Annotated in this window: 13 protein-coding genes; 2 read left to right on the forward strand and 11 right to left on the reverse strand. The window is 41.4% G+C overall.

Annotated features, from left to right (window positions below; genetic code table 11):
* Positions 1 to 197: 197 nt before the first annotated feature.
* From LC455_RS23050 to LC455_RS23065, 4 genes are all read right to left on the reverse strand, one after another.
* Entirely contained in the window at positions 198 to 1,778 is a 1,581-nt protein-coding gene (locus LC455_RS23050) for a response regulator (protein ID WP_223594391.1), read from the reverse strand.
* The gene (locus tag LC455_RS23055) at positions 1,750 to 3,234 is read right to left on the reverse strand and encodes a sensor histidine kinase (protein WP_223594591.1); all 1,485 of its coding nucleotides are present in this window, start codon (positions 3,232 to 3,234) and stop codon (positions 1,750 to 1,752) included. The genes LC455_RS23050 and LC455_RS23055 overlap by 29 nt, the downstream gene beginning before the upstream one ends.
* Positions 3,234 to 4,235 (reverse strand): sugar-binding protein, encoded by a 1,002-nt coding sequence (locus LC455_RS23060; RefSeq protein WP_223594392.1) that lies wholly within the window; start codon positions 4,233 to 4,235, stop codon positions 3,234 to 3,236. The genes LC455_RS23055 and LC455_RS23060 overlap by 1 nt, the downstream gene beginning before the upstream one ends.
* Before the next feature lie 149 nt (positions 4,236 to 4,384).
* Positions 4,385 to 6,799, reverse strand: a complete 2,415-nt coding sequence (locus LC455_RS23065; RefSeq protein WP_223594394.1) for a beta-glucosidase — start codon at positions 6,797 to 6,799, stop codon at positions 4,385 to 4,387.
* A 373-nt stretch (positions 6,800 to 7,172) separates the two neighbouring features.
* On the opposite strand from LC455_RS23065, the gene LC455_RS23070 reads away from it, so the two are divergent.
* Complete coding sequence (locus LC455_RS23070; RefSeq protein WP_223594395.1) at positions 7,173 to 9,536, forward strand: glycoside hydrolase family 3 N-terminal domain-containing protein; 2,364 nt, start codon at positions 7,173 to 7,175, stop codon at positions 9,534 to 9,536.
* Positions 9,537 to 9,592: 56 nt separating this feature from the next.
* Positions 9,593 to 10,915: a prolyl oligopeptidase family serine peptidase gene (locus LC455_RS23075; RefSeq protein ID WP_223594396.1), complete on the forward strand. Its 1,323-nt coding sequence runs from the start codon at positions 9,593 to 9,595 to the stop codon at positions 10,913 to 10,915.
* An 81-nt stretch (positions 10,916 to 10,996) separates the two neighbouring features.
* Here LC455_RS23075 and LC455_RS23080 read toward each other — a convergent pair whose 3' ends face one another.
* The 7 genes from LC455_RS23080 to LC455_RS23110 all read right to left on the reverse strand — a co-directional run bounded on the left by LC455_RS23080 (position 10,997) and on the right by LC455_RS23110 (position 20,047).
* Entirely contained in the window at positions 10,997 to 11,989 is a 993-nt protein-coding gene (locus LC455_RS23080) for a LacI family DNA-binding transcriptional regulator (protein WP_223594398.1), read from the reverse strand.
* A 3-nt stretch (positions 11,990 to 11,992) separates the two neighbouring features.
* Positions 11,993 to 13,051, reverse strand: coding sequence for an aldose epimerase family protein (locus tag LC455_RS23085; protein WP_223594399.1), 1,059 nt, complete (start codon positions 13,049 to 13,051; stop codon positions 11,993 to 11,995).
* 30 nt (positions 13,052 to 13,081) lie between these two features.
* Entirely contained in the window at positions 13,082 to 14,563 is a 1,482-nt protein-coding gene (gene galT, locus LC455_RS23090; RefSeq protein ID WP_223594400.1) for a UDP-glucose--hexose-1-phosphate uridylyltransferase, read from the reverse strand.
* 4 nt (positions 14,564 to 14,567) lie between these two features.
* The gene (galE, locus tag LC455_RS23095) at positions 14,568 to 15,557 is read right to left on the reverse strand and encodes a UDP-glucose 4-epimerase GalE (RefSeq protein WP_223594401.1); all 990 of its coding nucleotides are present in this window, start codon (positions 15,555 to 15,557) and stop codon (positions 14,568 to 14,570) included.
* A complete protein-coding gene (locus tag LC455_RS23100) occupies positions 15,557 to 16,738 on the reverse strand; it encodes a galactokinase (RefSeq protein ID WP_223594402.1) in 1,182 nt (393 codons plus the stop codon). The genes galE and LC455_RS23100 overlap by 1 nt, the downstream gene beginning before the upstream one ends.
* Positions 16,739 to 16,892: 154 nt before the next feature.
* Positions 16,893 to 17,729, reverse strand: coding sequence for a DMT family transporter (locus LC455_RS23105; protein WP_223594405.1), 837 nt, complete (start codon positions 17,727 to 17,729; stop codon positions 16,893 to 16,895).
* 77 nt (positions 17,730 to 17,806) lie between these two features.
* Entirely contained in the window at positions 17,807 to 20,047 is a 2,241-nt protein-coding gene (locus LC455_RS23110; protein ID WP_223594407.1) for an alpha-galactosidase, read from the reverse strand.
* Between the last annotated feature and the right edge of the window lie 10 nt (positions 20,048 to 20,057).

The following is a 20,057-nucleotide window of genomic DNA, read 5'->3' on the forward strand; positions in this document are numbered from 1 at the left end:
AAAGACTCTGGTAAGCACTAAGAATCTGCTTAACTCAGTCCCCCTGTAAGCCCTTACACATATGTTAGCATCAGGAGAATGTTAGCAATAGTTCAAAACTATAGCACATATTTGTGATTATCTAGATTATTTTGTAATCGTTTGCAACAATACTGTAATAAAAAAAAGACCAATCGCGAATTGGTCTTTTTTAGAGATTAACTTACTGTTACTTTTCGAAATTCTGTTGGGGATAGGCCTGTTGCCTTCTTAAATACACGGCTGAAATAGTTAGGATCCTTGTAGCCTACTGAATAGCAGATTTCTTTTAAGCTTTTGGCCGGGTCGACCATTTCAGCCTTGGCATGCTTGATTCGGATTTCCGTCAAGTAATCAATAAACGTCATCCCGAATCGATCTTTAAATAGCTTGCTAAAATAAAACGGGCTGAGTTCTACATATTCTGCTGCAGATTCCAAGGTAATCGCTTCGGCATAATGCTTTTCAATATATTCCTTCGCTTTATGCAGCATTCCCTTGGCATGATTGTTGCGCCAAATCTGAACCTGCTGCACGACCGCAAGTAAATGTTTTTTCCCTTTTTCAAAAATCAACCCGATATCCTCCTGCCCTTCGATTACAGGATTTCCTTCATAGATAATGCCTAAATCATGGAGCATTCGAGATATGAGAATAAACAATTCATTAAAGGATTTTTTTACCAATGAAGCTTTTAAATCCTTGTTCGTTTCGACCTTTGTCACAAACGAATCAAAAATGAACAGCACCTGATTGACATCCCCTTGCCGAACGGCATCTAACAGCTTCTTTTCTATCTCAAGAAAACCAGATTCAGCAGGCAATTCAAAGGCATTTCCCTGCTTATCGCAAAATAAATACTTACGATTAGGTGTTTTAGCAAGCTGCTCCAACGCCAAAACCGCCTCATGATATGATTTATTGAGCTCTTTTGCCTGGCTGTATGGATGTCCGATTCCAATCCGTATATCTCCTGAAAAGTTTTCTTTTTTGAAAAAATTAATCAGGTTATCACAGATAAGTTGAGCATTCGTTTTGAAATGGAGTTTTTCTGATGTTAGGAATAAAACTGGCACTTGTAGGTCTGTAATGGGTCCAATAATGATCTCGTGCTTTTTCACAGCGGATTTAAGGGTATCCTTGAGCCATGAATACCAATTTTGTTTTTCATTGTTTGTGAATTCAGATTTACCTGCTGGCTGCAAAGAAAAGAGCATCACGTTGCCCGAAATAATTTCTGCCCCCAGCAACTGCCCCCATTCATCAAAGGTAATATCCTGGACTTGGTTCATTAACAGCGATGTTACCCATTCTTTTTGGGCAATCGAAACAGCCCGGTTCAAGCTTTCCCGCAAGGTGTGCTGCTCTTCTGTTTGTTTTCTCTCTGCATGGATGTCATCAGCTACACGCTTAAGGCCATCAAGAATATCCTGCTTGCTGCTCGGCTTTAAGATGTACTCCTTCACTCCCTGCTGCATCACTTCTTTGGCATATTCAAAGGTATTAAAGGCAGAAACCATGATAAAGCGGATGCCCGCATCGAATTTTCTAATTTCCTTCACGGCTTGTACGCCATCAATTCCGGGCATTTTGATATCCATAAAAATGATATCCGGCCGCAGCTCCGCTGCCATTTCTATCGCCTTTCTCCCATTGGGGGCCTCGCCAATCACCGTTACGTCTTCTGAAGAGTTTTTTAAAATTTTGGCAACTGCTTTTCTTTCAAGAACTTCATCGTCCACTATAAGAACTTTCAACAAGCTCGCTTCCCCCTTTGGCCGCGACAGGAATTGTCAGTCTAAAGTTTGTTCCTTTTTTCAATTCTGACTCAATTTCAACTATGTCTTTTCGCTGGTAAAAAAGCTGTAGTCTTCTAATTACATTTTTCACGCCAATCCCATTGGAATGCCCTTTTGATTTTTCACGTTCATATCCCTCTTCAGTGATGGAGCCCTCCGCATATTGAAGCAATTTGTTTTTCGTGGCGGTGTCCATCCCTTCGCCGTTATCAATGACTTCCACATAAATCCGGTCCCGCTGCCTGTATATATTTAAGCGAATTTCGGCATTTTCTTCATATTCCTCAACACCGTGAATAAAAGCGTTCTCGATGAGCGGCTGGAGCGTTAAACTTGGAATCTCGATATCTAAACAATCATCCTCTATATCCGTGATAAATTGAATCCGCTCCCCGAATCTCGTTGTTTGGATAAAAAAGTACTCTTTTACAATCCGGACCTCATCTCTAAGCGTTGCCGCTTTATCTAAATCACTCAGATTATACCGCAGCAGGGCCGCAACGGCTTCAATCAATCTCGAGGTGTGTTCCGCTTCCTCCAAGTAGGCCATTTTTGAAACCGTATTCAATGTATTGAATAAAAAGTGAGGATTAATTTGGTTTTGCAGACTCTTTAACTCCAATTCTTTTAAAAGTTTATCCAGTTCTCCCTGTTGTTTGATTTCTGTCACGAGCTGCCTAAGGTTTGCCCGCATTTGGTTAAACGTTTCCGTTAATGGCTTGAGCTCGTCTTTTGTGGTGATTTTAATATCCTCGCCGGATAGGTTTCCTTTCGAAATTTGCTTCGCTGCCTGTGATAACAATCTTATCGGCTTGGTAATCCCGCCAGATATCCATAACGCCAGCAAAGTGCTAAGGAAAAACGCAGCCGCAAACAAGGAAATCGACATAAGCTTATAATAATGGTTTTGCTGTTCCATTTGATTATAAAACTTTTGATAGTCCGTCAGCTTATTATTTAACAATGCTAGTGTGCTTTCTTGAAGGAAGGAGTTAATTTTTAATACTTCATTAAAATGACTTGAATATTGGTTAATCTCATCTTTTTGAGATGCGCCAACAGTCGCATCACCTTCATCTAAAAAGCTATCAATCATATTGTTATAATTTGAGAGTGTAATATCATTTGTGTTAATGACTTTAAAAAGCCGCTTTTGGTCCTTTATCAGCTTTACCTTTTCTTTTCGATAGTCTTTTAGATAGGATTCATCTTTTTCTAAAATATAAGCGTGGAGCTTTTCGGTAATTAAATTTGTTCGTTGTGAGATATTGTTCAGCAGGAGAAATCGTTCAAAGCTGTTATCGTATTCATTCACTAATTTTTCACTGCTGTTATAAAAAAAGAATCCTACAGAAGTTAACAACACGACAAGGACAATAAAATAAAGGAGTAATTTCGATCTTATCCTAAATAACATCATTTAACCTCCCGCATTCTGCCGGGATTACTCACTGGTAGGTCTGTTATTCTCATTATCCTAGTGTTCGTATGAACAATAGGCGGTACTTTAATCCCCTTGATGAGATTAATCATCATTCTTACAGCTTCGTATCCCATCTGATAGGGCTCCTGAACAACTGTTGCCTTAATCGTCCCTTTTCGAATATAATCCAGAGTTTCAGGAAGAGTATCAAAGCCAATGATATAAATTTTATTTTGCATCTTATATTTCTCCACGACATGTGCGATTTCGATGCCATCCAAAGCACTTGTCCCGAAAAAGGCGTTGACCTCAGGGTAATCTTGTAAAATTTGATTTGCCTTTTCTGCTGCTTTTACTCTGCTAATCTCTGACTCTTCAATCGTAACAATATGGATTCCTTTTTCTCCTTTTACTGCATCCTGAAACCCCTTTACCCGTTGTTGCATATGATTAGCGTAAAAACTTCCCGTGATGATAGCGACATTGGCTTTTCCCTTTGTATCCGCTATCAAAGCTTTTCCAGCTAAAAACCCGGAATAATAATTATCCGTTCCAATATAAGCTAATCGCTTGCTATTAGCTGCATCCGTATCGACTGTAATGACAGGGATTCCTTTGGCAACAACCCGATTAATCAGCGGGGTAAATTGTTCGTCACTCAGCCCCTGCGTCATAATTCCATCGACTTTAGAAGCTGCAGACATTTCAATCGTTTTTACATGGTCTTCAATGTTTGCCTGCTTTGGCCCTGCATACTCTAGCAGCACCCCGTATTCTTTAGCTGCAGCCTTTGCCCCTCTTTCAACAAGTCTCCAATACTCGTTATCTAGTTCCTCTGGAACAAGGACAAGGTGATATTGAAACTTTTCCTTAGTCATTTCTTCTTTTGGCAATTCATGTGTGACTACTTTATATCCATAAAAACTTGCAAAAGAACAGCTTACTAAAAAAAATAGAATACCAAATGTATAAGCTATTAGGGTTATTTTGCTCATAAAACCTCCCAATCCCTATGCCTTCCAATTAAGGCTATTATACGGAACATACCAAAAATCGACAATGACCTTTTATTGGGCAGAAGAAAACCAGCCTTCACTTTTCATTCATGAAGGCTGGTTTCGTAAACTTTCTTAATAACACCCTTTTATTTCGTAAGGCGTTCAAAATCCACTTTCGGAGCCAATGCATCACTTACTTTTTCGACAATCATATCATGATCGACGGTAAAGGCAGCCGTTCCATTAATGTTTTCTGAAGAGGCCCCCACCTTTACTGTATAGGTGCCTTTTTCAAGAACCCATGCGTTTTTCTCCTCATCAAAAGAAGCAAGGTCCTTCGCATTAAGTTCGAATTGGAGCAACTGACGCTGGTGTGGCTTAAGCTCCTTAGTCTTTCCAAAGGCTTTTAGTTCAACAGCTGGTTTTTCAAGCTTCCCATCTGGAGCGGAAACATATACTTGAACTACTTGCCTTCCAGAAAGCTCACCTGTATTTTCTACTAAAGCTGATACTTTAAGCTTGTCATTGAATTTCTTGCCTTCACTAATATTCACATGACCAATGTTGAAGTTTGTATAGGACAATCCATACCCAAATTCATAGGCAGGCTTCACACCGAACGTAGTATTGTAGCGGTAACCGACAAAAATATCTTCGGTATATACGACCTGTGTTGGATTCTCTGCAGGTGTACCTGGGAAGCTATTGGCCGATGCCACATCACTGTATTTTACAGGGAAGGTAGATGCTAATCTTCCGGACGGGTTGACTTTACCGGAAATAACATCGGCAACAGCATATCCTGCTTCTTGGCCTGGCTGCCAAGCTAAAAGAATAGAGTCAACTTTATCCCGCCAGCTGGCTACCTCGATAGGTCCGCCAATATTCAAAATAACAGCTACTTTCTTCCCCTGCTTATGGTACTCCGCTGAAACTTTTGAAATCATGTCTTCCTCTGCATCACTTAATAGGAAATCCCCTTTTACAACTGTACGATCAGCACCTTCTCCAGAATTTCGACCTATGACAATGATGCCGATATCCGATTCTTTGGAAGCAGTGGCAATTTCGCTATCTGCTAGAGGCTTTTCAGGGATTGCTGGGATAAGCTTGCCAAAATCCTCGCCCCATGGACTTGGTTTAATCTTATACTGATCCTGTGAGCGCAAGTTATCAATATATGTCTTGTATTCCTGCAATATTCCTTGATTTAGTTGGTATCCGGCACTCTTTAATCCATCTACAATTGAAGTGATATAGGCAGCATTAACATCACCGCTGCCGGTTCCGCCTTTAACTGTTTCAATTTGTGTATTACCGAATAATGCGATTTTCTCATCCTTGCTTATTGGCAATGGCATCTTGTTATTCTTTAAGAGAACCATACCTTCTGCAGCGGCTTTTCGAGCGGTTTGAGCATGTGCAGCCAAGTCAGGCTTGTCTGAGTTTTGGTACTTTTTAAACTCAGGAGTTTGGATCAGAATCTGAAGGATGTTCTTAATATTGCGATCAAGCACCTTTTCTTCCAAATTTCCACTTTCCACAGCTGTTTTAATCAGATCAGATTGCGCTGTGGAACCTGGCATGATCATGTCATTACCTGCTTTCATTTGTTCAACCGGATTATCTCCGCCAAACCAGTCTGTCATAACAAAGCCTTTATAGCCCCAGTCCTTACGCAATACAGTTGTTAATAAATCTGCATTTTGAGAAGTATACGTTCCATTGAGTTTGTTATAGGAACTCATAACAGACCATGGATTCGATTCCTTGACAGCGATTTCAAAACCTTTTAGATAAATCTCCCTTAATGCTCGTTCAGATACGACGGTATCAATACTATTTCGTTTTGTTTCCTGATTATTAGCAGCGAAGTGCTTAATTGTTGCTCCAACACCGTTTGATTGTACTCCGTTCACCATTGCTGCAGCCATTTTCCCTGCGATTAAAGGATCCTCCGAATAATATTCAAAGTTTCGTCCGTTCAATGGGTTACGATGAATATTGAGTGCCGGTGCTAATAAAAGGTCGACACCATATTCTTTCACTTCATTTCCTTGAGCTCTACCTACAGCTTCTACTGTTGCAGGATCCCATGTCGAAGCTAGTGCTGTAGCGATTGGGAAAGCGGTTGCATAATAAGTTTGTGTTTGGCCTGGTCTTGATGGCCTGATTCTAAGTCCTGCCGGCCCGTCAGCGAGACGAAGCTCAGGTATTCCCAATCGAGGGATTCCATATGTACCACCTACCGCACCAGTTACTTCAAATGGAGGTGTCCCTCCGAATCCAGGCATTCCTACACCCACTACAAATTTTGCCTTTTCATCAACGGTCATGGCATGAATGACGCTGTCAATAGATGCCGCGTCTGTTAAGTAGGGGGCAGCAGTTGTTGTAATTTTAGATGATGTTTGGCTTTGATTCACTGTTTCTGAAGCATTTGAAGAGGTCGGAACTTGAGCAGAAGCAATGTCATAGGTGAGTCCTGAGAGAGCTATTGTTGAGGCAACCGTAAAAGCTAGTAATTTGGTTCTTTTTCTCTTTTTCCAATTTTTTAACATTATAAATCTCCTTTCAAATTTGGTTTTGGTTTCTAAAACGCTTTCAAATGCTAGTTTAATCTATTTTTGATTATTTTGAATATTAGTAATAATCTGGATTAAATTGTGTATTTCTTCATTTTTTTGTCATCTATTTCTAAAAAATTGCCATATTACAAGGTTCGACAAAGCTAGGATAATAGTCATGTCAGATATTGTAGACAATTCAGGCGGAAATATGCTTGATTTTTTTATTTATAACCGAATTTTCAGATAACAGCAAAATAGTTTAGATAATCACAATTTAATGCTATTTTTTGAACTTATGGAAGAATCCCCCTGCATGCTAACCTTTTTCTTGTAAGCACTTACATTTTTTGATGGGGGAATATTTGTGAAGAGTTACTACAAGGTTCTAAGTACTTCTATGTTCAGTCTTATGCTTCTATCATCAGCAGTACCCGGAAGTGTGTTTGCGGCGGAACAGCCGGCGGCGCAAGTTTCATCTTCTACTGAAGTTGCAAAAGATAACAGCAGTACACAGAATGCTGATGCATTGCAGGAGCAGACACCGATCTTGGTTGACCAAGCTTCCATTCCAGCAGTTATCCAAGCGATGACGCTGGACGAAAAGGTCGATTTAATTGGAGGAGCGGGTGCAGCGGTAACAGGTGCTGCTGGAGGCACGTTTGCTATTCCACGTCTCGGTATTCCAAAACTAACGTTTGCTGATGGTCCTGCCGGGCTCAGGTTTGGATCAACAGCCAATAAGTCAACAACAGGTTTCCCAATTCCAACCGCTCTATCTTCTAGCTTCAATAAAGATTTAATGTATAATGTGGCCTCAGCAATGGGAAAAGAAACACTAGATTATGGTGTGGATGTTATTTTAGGACCTGCCTTGAATATACATAGGGATCCTCGTGGCGGCAGGAACTTCGAATATTATTCAGAAGATCCAGTTCTAAGTGGTGAAATGGCTGCACAGTTCACTAAAGGGGTCCAGGACCAAGGTGTTGGTGTAAGTATGAAGCACTTTGCCGCTAATAACCAAGAAACGAATAGACAGTCAGTAAACGAGATTATTTCAGAGCGAGCTCTAAGAGAAATATATTTAGCTGGATTCGAGCGTGTAGTGAAAGAAGCAAAGCCATGGACAGTGATGAGTTCCTATAATTCTATTAACGGCCCTTTCTCAGCCCATAACTCCTGGCTTCTAAATGATGTATTAAGAAGTGACTGGGGCTTTAATGGGATGGTCATGACCGATTGGGGCGGCTCGAAAAACAATGGTACTGCCATGTTAAACGGCGGTAATGATTTGTCCATGCCAAGTTTAAATGCCGTTGGTAAGGCAGCGGTAAAAGCGGCAATTTTAGATGGTTCACTCCCTGAGGAAAAACTCGATACAGCAATTGAAAATATTCTTACCTTAGTTGTCAAATCCCCAACATTTAAACAATTAAGTACAGTAGATAATTCGAAACTAAGCGTAAGCTCGGACCTTGCTGCTGCGGATGCAAAACTTTCACGAGAAGCAGCACCAGAAGGTATGGTTTTATTAAAAAATGAGAATAAAGCGCTTCCTTTCGATAAAAAGGTCAAAAAGGTTGGTATAGTTGGTAACTCTTATACGATGCCAAGCTGCGGATTTGGTACGCCTGCATCAGCGTGTACCACAGATAATGCGGCTTCTAAGATGTTCCTAATGGGAACCGGAAGCGCCTATGTTACACCAACCCATTCTGTTCAACTTCCAGAAGGTTTGATAAATGGTGGATATATACCAGTTAAAACGAACGCCGGTGGTGCAGAAATCAATGAAAATCTTACCGCTGAAGATTCTGCATATATGGCTCAGAATTCAGATATTGGTGTGATAGTAATTGCCAGGGGATCTGGAGAAGGGGCAGATGGAAATGCGACAACCTTTGAACCGTCAGCAAAAGAATCAGCTCTAATCCAAAAAGTTTCTGCTGCCTATCACGCTGTTAATAAAAAGGTGGTAGTAGTCTTAAACGTTGGTGCTCCGTTTAACACCGTAAGCTGGAGAGATTCCGTTGACTCGATTTTATTATCTTGGCAGCCAGGGATGGAAGCTGGTAATGCTCTTACAGATGTTCTTTCTGGCAAGGCCTATCCATCTGGTAAACTTCCAGAGACTTTCCCAGTTCGTTTGGAGGATGCGCCAAGTTATGCAAACTTCCCAAGCTCTGACGGCAATCCAAACTTAGTAAAATACCAAGAAGATATTTACGTTGGCTACCGCTACTATTCTACTTTTAATGTCAAGCCTGCATATGAGTTTGGCTACGGACTTTCCTACACGACATTTGATTATAGCGACTTTAAATTAAATAAAGACAACCTATCTACTAAAATCAAAGTCTCGTTTAAAGTAACGAACACTGGTACTAATGCCGGTAAAGAGGCACCACAATTATATGTAAGTGCACCTGATGGGAAGCTGGAGAAACCAGCCCTTGAGCTTAAAGCCTTCGGAAAAACGCGCGAACTAAAGCCAGGACAAAAAGAAACATTCAACTTCTTTATTGATCCAAAAGATATTGCTTCGTTTGATCAATCTACTTCCTTATGGATAGTTGAAAAAGGCACATATAAATTCAAGATTGGAGCTTCTTCTGCCGATATCAAAGGGACAATCGAATTTAAAGTCGACAATAATATCGTTGCCGAAGTAGACAATAACAACGGACCTGATGTGCTATTAGATAGAATATCAAAGTTTAACCAGTAGTTTATAGGTTTATCACGATTTACGAAACGGATAAAACATTTGGAGGTAGAGTGGAAATGCTAAAAAAAATCAAAAAAAAGGCAATGTTAGCCACGATGGCGGCAACCTTAACTTTATCTTTCAATACAAACGTTTTTGCTAAGCAAATAGAAACACAGCCAACATCATATCATACTGTTACAGAAATTGAAGATTGGGGAGCAGCGATTACTAAAGTAATCATTAATGTAGGAAGGCCAATTCCTAAAGACTCCGTGACAACAGATACTTTCAAAGTACATGTTGTTAGAAGTGATAAAAGGTTGAAAACACCGTTCTTAGAGGAAGGCGACAGAACCGTTACAAAGGCCTATGTTTCTGATAAAGATGGGAATCCCGTTGTAGGAATGGGGAAATATGTAGTTTTGGAAATGAAAATTGGACCAAACGTATCCTTGGGATCACCTCTTAACTATGATTTTGCCGGTACTCGATTTAATGATTGGATTGATAGTAAATATACCATCACCCAGCAAAAAGATATAGAAACCAGTGCCGGAACAGTCTCTGGATTAGTGGTTGATACATTTGCCGGAGAAACAAGGGAACTTGTGGATGATTTTACAACAGGTAAAGCCACTTATGATAATGTCTCCTTAACCTATGCAAGCCTTGCACCGGAAAAAGATAAGGAAAGGAATCCATTAGTCATCTGGCTGCATGGAGGTGGAGAGGGCGGCACAGATGCAACCATCCCGCTGGCTGCGAATAAAGCTGTGACCTTCGCTACGGATGAAGTTCAATCTTATTTTCATGGTGCATATGTTTTAGCACCTCAGGCACCAACCTACTGGATGGATGGTTTGAATGGAAGAGCAGATGGAACTTCCAAATATGAGCAGGCCCTTATGGCGTTAATCAATGATTATGTTGCCAAAAATCCGGACGTTGATCCAAACAGAATCTATATTGGCGGAGCGTCCAATGGCGGTTACATGACCATGCTTATGGTCCGTGATTATCCAGGATATTTTGCAGCAGCCTATCCCGTTTGTGAAGGATTAAATGATTCATTGATTTCAGACGCAGACATCGAAAAAATCAAGCAGACACCAATATGGTTTACAGCTGCAAAAAACGATACGACATTGCCAGTTGCCATCAACACAGTCCCGACCTATAACCGCCTAGTCCAAGCAGGAGCAGCTGATATTCACTTATCACTATTTGATGATGTGCACGATACAACCAGCTTATACCAAAATGCCGATGGAACCCCATTCCAATACAACGGACATTGGTCATGGATTTACGTTTACAACAACAAACCAACAGACACCATTAACGGCAAAACCACAACCATCATGGAATGGCTGGCAGTCCACTCTCTAACTAAATAAGGGTGTCAGGCACCACAAAAAGACAAACAGGCCAATTTGTCCACCTAGGGTGGACAAATTGGCCTGTTTTGGATTAGAAAATTAGAAACTACTATTTCTAATTATGAGTTTTGTTGCGATGAGTATTTTTTTGGCTGTTTTTCTGCCTTCTATTCTTTCCAACAATGTATCGACTGCGGTTTCTCCCATGAGTTCAGTATAAACCTTTATGGTACTGAGTGAAGGAAATACATATTTGGATATGCTGATGTCGTTTACACCAATGATGTTCACACGATCTGGAACTGAGACTCCTTCCTCCAGTAAAGCCCTGAGAGCACCGACTGCAATCGAGTCATTCCCGGCAAAAAAAGCGGTGGGCAGGTTTTCTCCGTGTTCCTGGATGGCTTGTTTCATCAAGGTATGGCCGGCATCCACGGTGAAATTACCAATGTACATAAACGCTTCATTTAATGAGTCTTTTTCTGCTAAATAGCGCTTGAACGCCCTTTCCCTAGGGTCTTCTATTTTGGAAGTTTTATCTTTGAAAACTTCCCTGCCGCCAATATACCCAACTCGTTCATGACCTTTTTCTAGAAAATAGTTAAGGATCTTTTCGGTTGCCTTCTCAAAGTCAATCACAACGGAATCAAATTTCTCTTCATCAGGAGAAGAATCGACAAAGACAATATTTTTCGTAATTGCATGCAAGTCCTTCACTTGCTTGCTGCTGTACTTGCCGATGGCGATGAGCCCTTGAATCTCATCTTCTCTCAAGTCCTCGTAATTATCTTGAAAATACTTTACCACTTGAATTCCATGGTGCCGGCAGCGGTTCTCCACCCCCAGCCGGATGGACATATAGTATAAATCCTCCAGCTCTTCTTTTTCTGAATGCCATTGCAAGAGAGCAATCCTGCCTGACTCCTGTTTTCGGGCCGAGGGTTTCTTCTTATAAGAAAGCTCTTCGGCAACCTCGAAAATCCTTTTTTTCGTTTCATCGCTGACTGAAAGCGTCGTATCATAATTGAGCACCCGTGAAACAGTGGCAATCGATACCCCCGCTATTTGTGCAATATCCTTAATGGTAGCCATATTTTAATCTCCTAATGTGTTGGCAAAAAAGCGATACTTTGTTGTGGAATAGTAAACATCCTCTGGATTTAAAATTACAGATGGAAACTCCGCATGATGAATGGCATCAGGCAGGCCTTGTGTTTCCAGGCAGACACCCAGATAATTTCTGGCCCGGACACCTGAAATCGAAAACGGCCCTTCTAACTGATTCGAGGTATAAACAACGACACATGGCTGGTCCGTCGTAACCATCAGCGTCCGTCCACTTTCTTCATCGCTCAATACGATGCTATTTTCACCTTTTTCCGTAAAAATAAGCGGATGATCGTAGCCGTTTCCGGCGAGCACATTTTGTGGATGTTCGGAATTCACTCCTGAAAGGATTCTACGGCCATGCTGAAAATCAAAAGGAGTTTTCTTTGCCGTAATCATTTTTCCAGTCGGTATCAAATCTTCACCCAGTTCTAAAAACCGGTCGCTTTCTAATTGAAGGATATGCTCGGTACAATCTCTTTTTAAATTGCCGCTCAGATTAAAATAGGAATGATTCGTTAAATTGACCAATGTCTTTTGATCGGTTTTCCCTTCATAGGTAATAACCAATTCGTTCTTATTGTTTAATAGATAGGTTACAAAGATGTCCAGATTTCCTGGATAGCCTTCTTCCCCATTTGGACTATGATAATAAAACTTTAGACCGACTGCTTCATCTTCCTCTATCTTTTCCACTCTCCAAACCACTGAATTAAAGCCCTTTTTCCCACCGTGTAAGTGGTTAGGATGTTCATTGTCTGCGAGTAAGTATTCTTTTCCGTCTAATTCGAACTTAGCACCTTTAATTCTTCCAGCTACCCGGCCGACAACGGAACCAAAGTAAGGGGACAAATCAAGATAGTCCTCAAATTCCTCAAAACCGAGCACCACATTTTCAAAGTTTCCTTGCCGGTCTGGAACGATTATTTTGGTGATCACACATCCGTAATTAAGACATGAGACCGTCACCCCGGAATCGTTGATAAGCGTATATTCAATTACAGACTGGCCATCATAATTGCCAATTAATTTATCAATTATCTTCATCAAATCTCACTCCATTTTTTCGAGAGCTTGTCATGATAAGGTTTCAATAAACCTGCGGAATCCAGCAGCACCTTCTTCATTCCATTTAAACACGCCGGCATCCTCTAAGCATTTTAAAAATTTATTTCCTACTTCTTTTCTTACCAGTGATTCCACATTTGATTCTTTCGCAACAGCTTGATAGCGGTCTCTTAATTCTACTGCCCAGTTCAAATGATGCTCTTCAACCATTGCTTCTTTCCCTAGAACGAAATCCTCCACCTCTTTGAGCTCATCCTTTAAGCGGGCTGGAAGCACAGCCAATCCCATTACTTCAATTAAACCGATGTTTTCCTTCTTAATATGATGAACATCGCTGTGCGGATGGAAGATGCCAAGCGGATGCTCCTCACTTGTCCGGTTGTTTCGTAATACTAAGTCGAGTTCATACACGTCACCCTTTTTGCGGGCAATCGGCGTAATTGTATTATGCGGAGTCTCTCCCGTCCATGCTAAAACTCCAACCGCCTCATCGCTGTAATTTTTCCAATTAGCTAAAATATGGTCCGCGGCCTCAACGAGGTCGGCCTTATCTTCTGACCGGAGACGAATCACAGACATTGGCCATTTCACAACTGCACCTTCTACTTTCGGGCATCCTGCCATTTCAAATGTCCAATCAGATTCCGCCTTTGCCATCGTAAATTCATAATTACCGCCTTGGTAATGTTCATGCGATAAAATTGAACCGCCCACAATCGGAATATCCGCATTTGAACCAAGAAAATAATGCGGGAACTGCTCGACAAAGGATAATAATCGTTGAAACGTCGTCCGGCTTATTTTCATATCGGTATGCTTTTCCGATAAAACAATACAATGCTCATTGTAGTAAACATAGGGAGAATATTGGAGATACCAATTTTCATCCAGCAAATTCATCCGGATTATGCGGTGATTAGAGCGGGCTGGGTGGCCAATCCGCCCTGCATAACCCTCATTTTCAATACATAGCAGGCATTTTGGATATTCATTTTTCACCGCTGCCCGTTCGGCCGCAATACTTCTTGGATCTTTCTCCGGTTTCGATAAATTAATCGTAATGTCCAATTCACCGTATTCCGTTTCAGCCTTATATTCAATATTTTTTCGAATCCGGTTCATTTGAATGTAATTGCTGTTTTTACTCAAATCATAAAAATACTGCGTTGCTTCCTGTGGATCCTGTTGATATTTTTCATAAAAAAGCTGATTCACAGTGGATGGCCTTGCCATAAAGCAGTTCATGATTTTACTTGAAAAAATTTCTTTTTCATCAAAGAGATCCTCAATAATACCGTGTTCGCAGGCATAATTAACGATTTCATCAAGCACATCCGGAATGGACAGATTCTTTCCAGATTTGGTTTCCTTAAAGTCTGCTAATTTCAGCAGTGAAAGAACTTGATTGCGTGCAAAAATTTCATCTTCCCTTTCAATCAGCTGTGCTTCGAGCGCTTTTTCCACTAGTTGTTGGACCAATTGATAAATCATTTCCTCACCTCTGATATCCGTTCGGATTCTGCTTATGCCAGTTCCAGGCATCGTTAATAATTTGATGGATGGATGTTCTTGTTGGATTCCAGCCTAACACCTGTTTTGCTTTTTCCGAAGAAGCAATTAATGTACTTGGATCACCAGAGCGCCGTTCACCCATTTTTACTGGAATATCAATTCCTGTTACCGCTTTAGCGGTCTCGACAATTTCTTTAACAGAGAAGCCTTGACTAGAACCGAGATTGAAAATACTGCTTTCTCCACCTTGCTGTAAAAATTTCAGTGCTAAAATATGGGCAGCAATTAAATCCTCGACATGGATATAGTCACGGACACACGTGCCGTCTTCTGTTTCGTAGTCATCTCCAAAGATGGTAACTGCCGGTCTTTTTCCCAATGCTGCTTCTAGGACAACGGGAATGAGATGTGTTTCAGGGGTGTGATCTTCTCCAATTTGCCCGTCTCCTCTGGACCCGGCAACATTAAAATATCTTAAGGATACGTATTTGACTCCAAATGCCTGCTCGCACCAGGAGATCATTTTTTCCATTGCCAATTTGGTTTCCCCATAGGTGTTGGTCGGCATTGTCTGGGCTTCTTCTGTAATCGGCACTTCCTTCGGCTCCCCGTACACGGCAGCTGTGGACGAAAAGACAATGTGCTTAACGCCAAATTCCTTCATCATTTCGAGGACAATTTGTGTGCCGTACACATTGTTATCAAAGTATTTTAACGGCTCAACCATCGATTCGCCAACAAGGGAGTTGGCGGCAAAATGCAAAATGGCTTCAACTTTTTCTTTTTCAAATACGGATCGCATAAACTCACGGCTGCGGATATCTCCTTGATAAAAACGCGCCTCAGGATGGACGGCACCCAGGTGACCCGTTTGCAGATTGTCAATCACCACTACCGGATAACCTTGATCGATTAACTGGTAAACAGCATGCGAACCGACATAACCGGCCCCGCCTAAAACTAGGATATTCATTATAGTGCCTCCTCCATTTCGATTTCCTTCGCTCCGTCCCCAATGCTGGCAACATAAAAATCGGCTTCGTAACCAATCTTGTCAAGATAGGCTTCGCCAACGTTTGCAATAAAACGCTCAACCTCTTCATTGGCAACAATGGCAATTGCACAGCCGCCAAAGCCTGCTCCTGTCATCCGCGCTCCTAGAACTCCTGGAAGATTCCAAGCCGCTTCCACTAACGTGTCGAGTTCTACGCCCGTTACTTCATAGTCGTCTCGCAAGGAAATATGCGATTGGTTCATCAATTGGCCAAAGGCCTCCACATTCCCGGCTTTTAGTTCCTTCAATGCCTTCAGGGTTCTAACATTTTCATAGACGGCATGTTTCGCCCGCTTACGGACGGTTTTATTGGTAATCAAGGTTTGATTTGTATCAAACTCCTCTTCCGATAGCTGACCAAGCGCTTCAATCGGGAGCTTTTGCTGAAGCTGAGCTAATGCCTCTTCACACTCGGCTCGACGCTCATTGTATTTAGAATCTGCCAGTTCCCGGCGTTTGTTTGTATTCATGATTAAGATTTTGTGATTTTCAAGATGAATCTGTGCGTATTCATATTTCAAAGTTTGGCAGTCTAATAGAATTCCTGCATCTTTCACGCCCATCCCAATAGCAAACTGGTCCATGATCCCGCTGTTAACACCAATAAATTCGTTTTCCACCTTCTTACCAAGCTTGATGAGATCAAGTCGAGGTATCTCTAGGTTAAAAAGACCGTTCACAAGCACTCCTGTTAACAGCTCAATCGATGCTGAAGAAGATAGTCCCGCTCCATTTGGAATATTCCCTTGGATTACACACTCAAATCCGGTTGGAATCTCGTATCCAACTTCTTTCACGTAGCGGATCATGCCTTTTGGATAGTTGGCCCAATTATGATTATTATCGTATTCAAGTTCGTTTAGGTTAAATTCGATGATTCCTTTTTCGGCGAAGTTCATGGAATATAATCGTACAAGCTGATCCTCGCGCTTCCTTGCAACCGCATAAGTTCCGTAGGTAATCGCACACGGGAATACATGGCCGCCATTATAATCGGTATGTTCGCCAATTAAGTTAATCCGGCCAGGGGCAAAAAAGGATCTTTCAGGTAAAGTATGGAATACGTTTTCAAATGTTGTGTTTAGCTTCATCAAGTTCATGGGTATTGTCTCCTCCAGGCAAATTATCTTTAATTCAATTTTACTCTCATCAGTAAAATTAAACAATTATTTTTACTAAAATTTTTACTAAATAATTAACTAGTTTTTTGCTAAATATAAAAAAAAACAGCCCCCAATGGAGCTGCTTCCAATCTCATATTTTTGTAAAAATAATTCCTAGAATAGCAGAAAATATGCCTACGAGCTGATATCGTTTTAATTTTTCTTTAAAAAACCAGCAGCCTGCAAGGATCACAACGAGACAATTCAGGCTGACAATTGGGAAGATGATACTTGCGGTCCCAATCTGCAAAGCATAAAAATAACAGCTATACCCTATTACACTGACCAATCCGACAAGGGAACCGATATTGACTTCGGATCGCTGCCAAGTTTCCTTTTCCCGAATACCTGTTATTCCTAAATACACGCTTCCTACACCGTACATACAAATGATTGTATTGAACGAGCTGATGTGCAAATAGGACGTTGTTTTCATTAATATGCCCAGGATACCGAAGGACAGGATAGCCAAAAGTACCCGGAATAGCCATGGACCGTACTCTGTGCCCCGGCTCTGCCCCGGAGAATATTGAATGGCCATTGCCGATCCTAAGATAACCGCAATCCCTATCCAGTGGAGAAGGGTGATATTTTCATGAAAAATAATCGCTGCCCCGAAGATCGGAAGGATAGCATTTGCGCCAATTAGCGGTGAAGTTAGACTCGCTGGCCCTTTTTCAAAGGCCTTTGACATTTGAATATTGCCATTGGCATTTAAGATTCCAATCAGCCCGCCAAGGATGATGGCATAGAGATTAAATTGGAATTTCCCTGTAGAAATCCCATACCCGAGCGTAAGCAAAAAAGCCGTAAAATAAAAGAAAAACTGAATATGCACCTTTGACAAGCCACGGCTTGTACTCCATTTAAATAGAGTATTGTTCGTTCCGAAGCTTAAGGTTGTTATCAATGCTGCAGCAATCCACATGCTGAAACCTTCTTCCCTATCTTGTCTTAATACATACTCATTTTAAATCCAGTAACAAAAGATTCGCAATCCTTTTTTTAACCAATCGGGCCCTCTATACTTGTCAAATGAAAAACATGTGATTGGAAGTCCCCGCCACGCTCGGCACTTTGGCTGTTTACACCATTGAACTCGGTTGGAAGCTGAAGGCCTGCGTGCATCAGTTCATCTCCATAGCAGCGCTGGCCGCTCTCAGCCACTTGATAAAACTTTGCCTCGTCCAGCCCATTCAGCTTTAATGTTTGCTGTTTGGGAGAGCTCGGGATTGCCAAAACCTTGTAGTAGCCGATTAATGCTTCTGATTGATCTTGACTGACGACCATCCATGCTGTTTCATTTCCATCGAACGGACTTTGCAGGCGATAAAATTTACCGTCGCGGATTAACCCTCGGCGCTTTTTATAAAAAGAAACCTGCTCCTTGATTTCCAGACGTTCCTCTTCTTTTAAATGAAGTGGATCTAGCTCATAGCCAAAGGTTCCAAAGTAAGCCGTATTCGCTCTCGTCGATAATGGCGTTGTCCTTAATGTTTGGTGATTCGGAACGGCCGAAACATGAGATCCCATGCTGTAGACCGGATAAGCAAATGATGTTCCGTATTGGATCTTGAGCCTTTCGACGGCATCCGTATCATCACTTGTCCACGCCTGTGGTGCGTAGTACATCATTCCCGGATCAAACCGTCCGCCCCCTCCCGCACACGATTCAAACAACACCTGAGGAAATTCACTGGTTAACCGTTCGTATAGTCGATAAACGCCTAAAATATAGCGGTGGAAAAATTCCCCTTGCTGATTTGGAGCTAATTTTTGCGAAAAGGCTTCTGTAATATTTCGATTCATATCCCATTTAATGTAAGCAAGGTCTGTCCGTTTAATAATATCGGCCATTTTTTTGTATAGATAATCAACGATTTCCGGCCTTGAAAAATCAAGCACCAGCTGATTTCGGCCAAGTGTACGCTGCTCCGGCATACCAACCGCCCAATCCGGATGTTCTCTAAATAAATCACTGTCAGGGCTGATCATCTCAGGCTCAAACCAGAGACCAAACTTCATGCCGAGAGCAGTAATTTTTTGAGCGAGACTCTCTAACCCATTGGGAAGCTTATTTAAATCCATGTGCCAATCACCGAGTGAAGATGTATCATCGTTTCTTTTGCCAAACCAGCCATCATCAAGTACAAACAATTCGATTCCTAATTCACTGGCGGATTTTGCGATATTCACCAGCTTTTCCTCATTGAAATCAAAGTAGGTGGCTTCCCAGTTATTAATCAAGATTGGCCGTTCTTGTTTCTGCCATTGAGCCGGGATTAAATTTTTGTGATAAAGATCATGAAAAGCCTGGCTCATTCCATTTAGCCCTTGATCAGAATACACCATCACTGCTTCGGGAGTTTGAAAGGACTCCCCCGGTATTATTGACCACCGGAAGCAAAATGGATGAATTCCAACTGTCAGTCTCGCCGTGTCATAATGGTCCACTTCCACTTGCATTAGAAAATTACTGCTATAAACAAAATTAAAGCCGTATACCTCACCTGCATGCTCCGTCGCAGATGGTCTTTTTAATGCTAAAAATGGATTATGATGGTGAGAGCTTGCCCCGCGCAGACTTGAAATGGACTGGATTCCAGTTTCAAGTTTTCTTTCCTTTACATGACGTTCCCGTGACCATGCCCCAGCTAAATGAACAAACTGAAAATCCTTATCAGGCAAATCAAGCGATGCACTCATTATTCTTTCAATCGACAATTCCTCTTGACCGTTGTTTCTCAAGAAAGCGCTTCTCGTAATCACTGGCTTTTCACGGAAAATAGTATAATTTAAGGTTAATTCTGCTTGTAACACCGCATCCTTTAAGATTATTTGGATTGTGTGTGCATCGCTGAAGACTTCTGTATAAGTTGCCGGAAGCCCCTCAAGATGAGGTTTACCTTCCAGCAAACGAAACGATTCATATTTAAAATCAGGAACATGGTTTACGTTCTGTTTGGTCAGACTGATGGCAGGTTCCCGGAAATCTGAATTTCCATAGGCAGGATATTCCTGCCGCAGTGTTTCCAGAGAAAAGGCTGGATCATCCGCATAAACATGACAACTGGCGGCTGTGGGGACATCATACCGCTGCAAATGGGAAAAATCGCTTCGATGCCTTATTGCTTTGCCAAAATAGAGATGACCTAGCTGCCCATTCTTCATCACGTGGAAAATATAACTTACCTGACCATTTGTCAAATGAAATTGCTGTTTTTCTAAATTCGTATGTATTTGCATAAAACTTCAC

The organism is Neobacillus bataviensis, assembly GCF_019969725.1.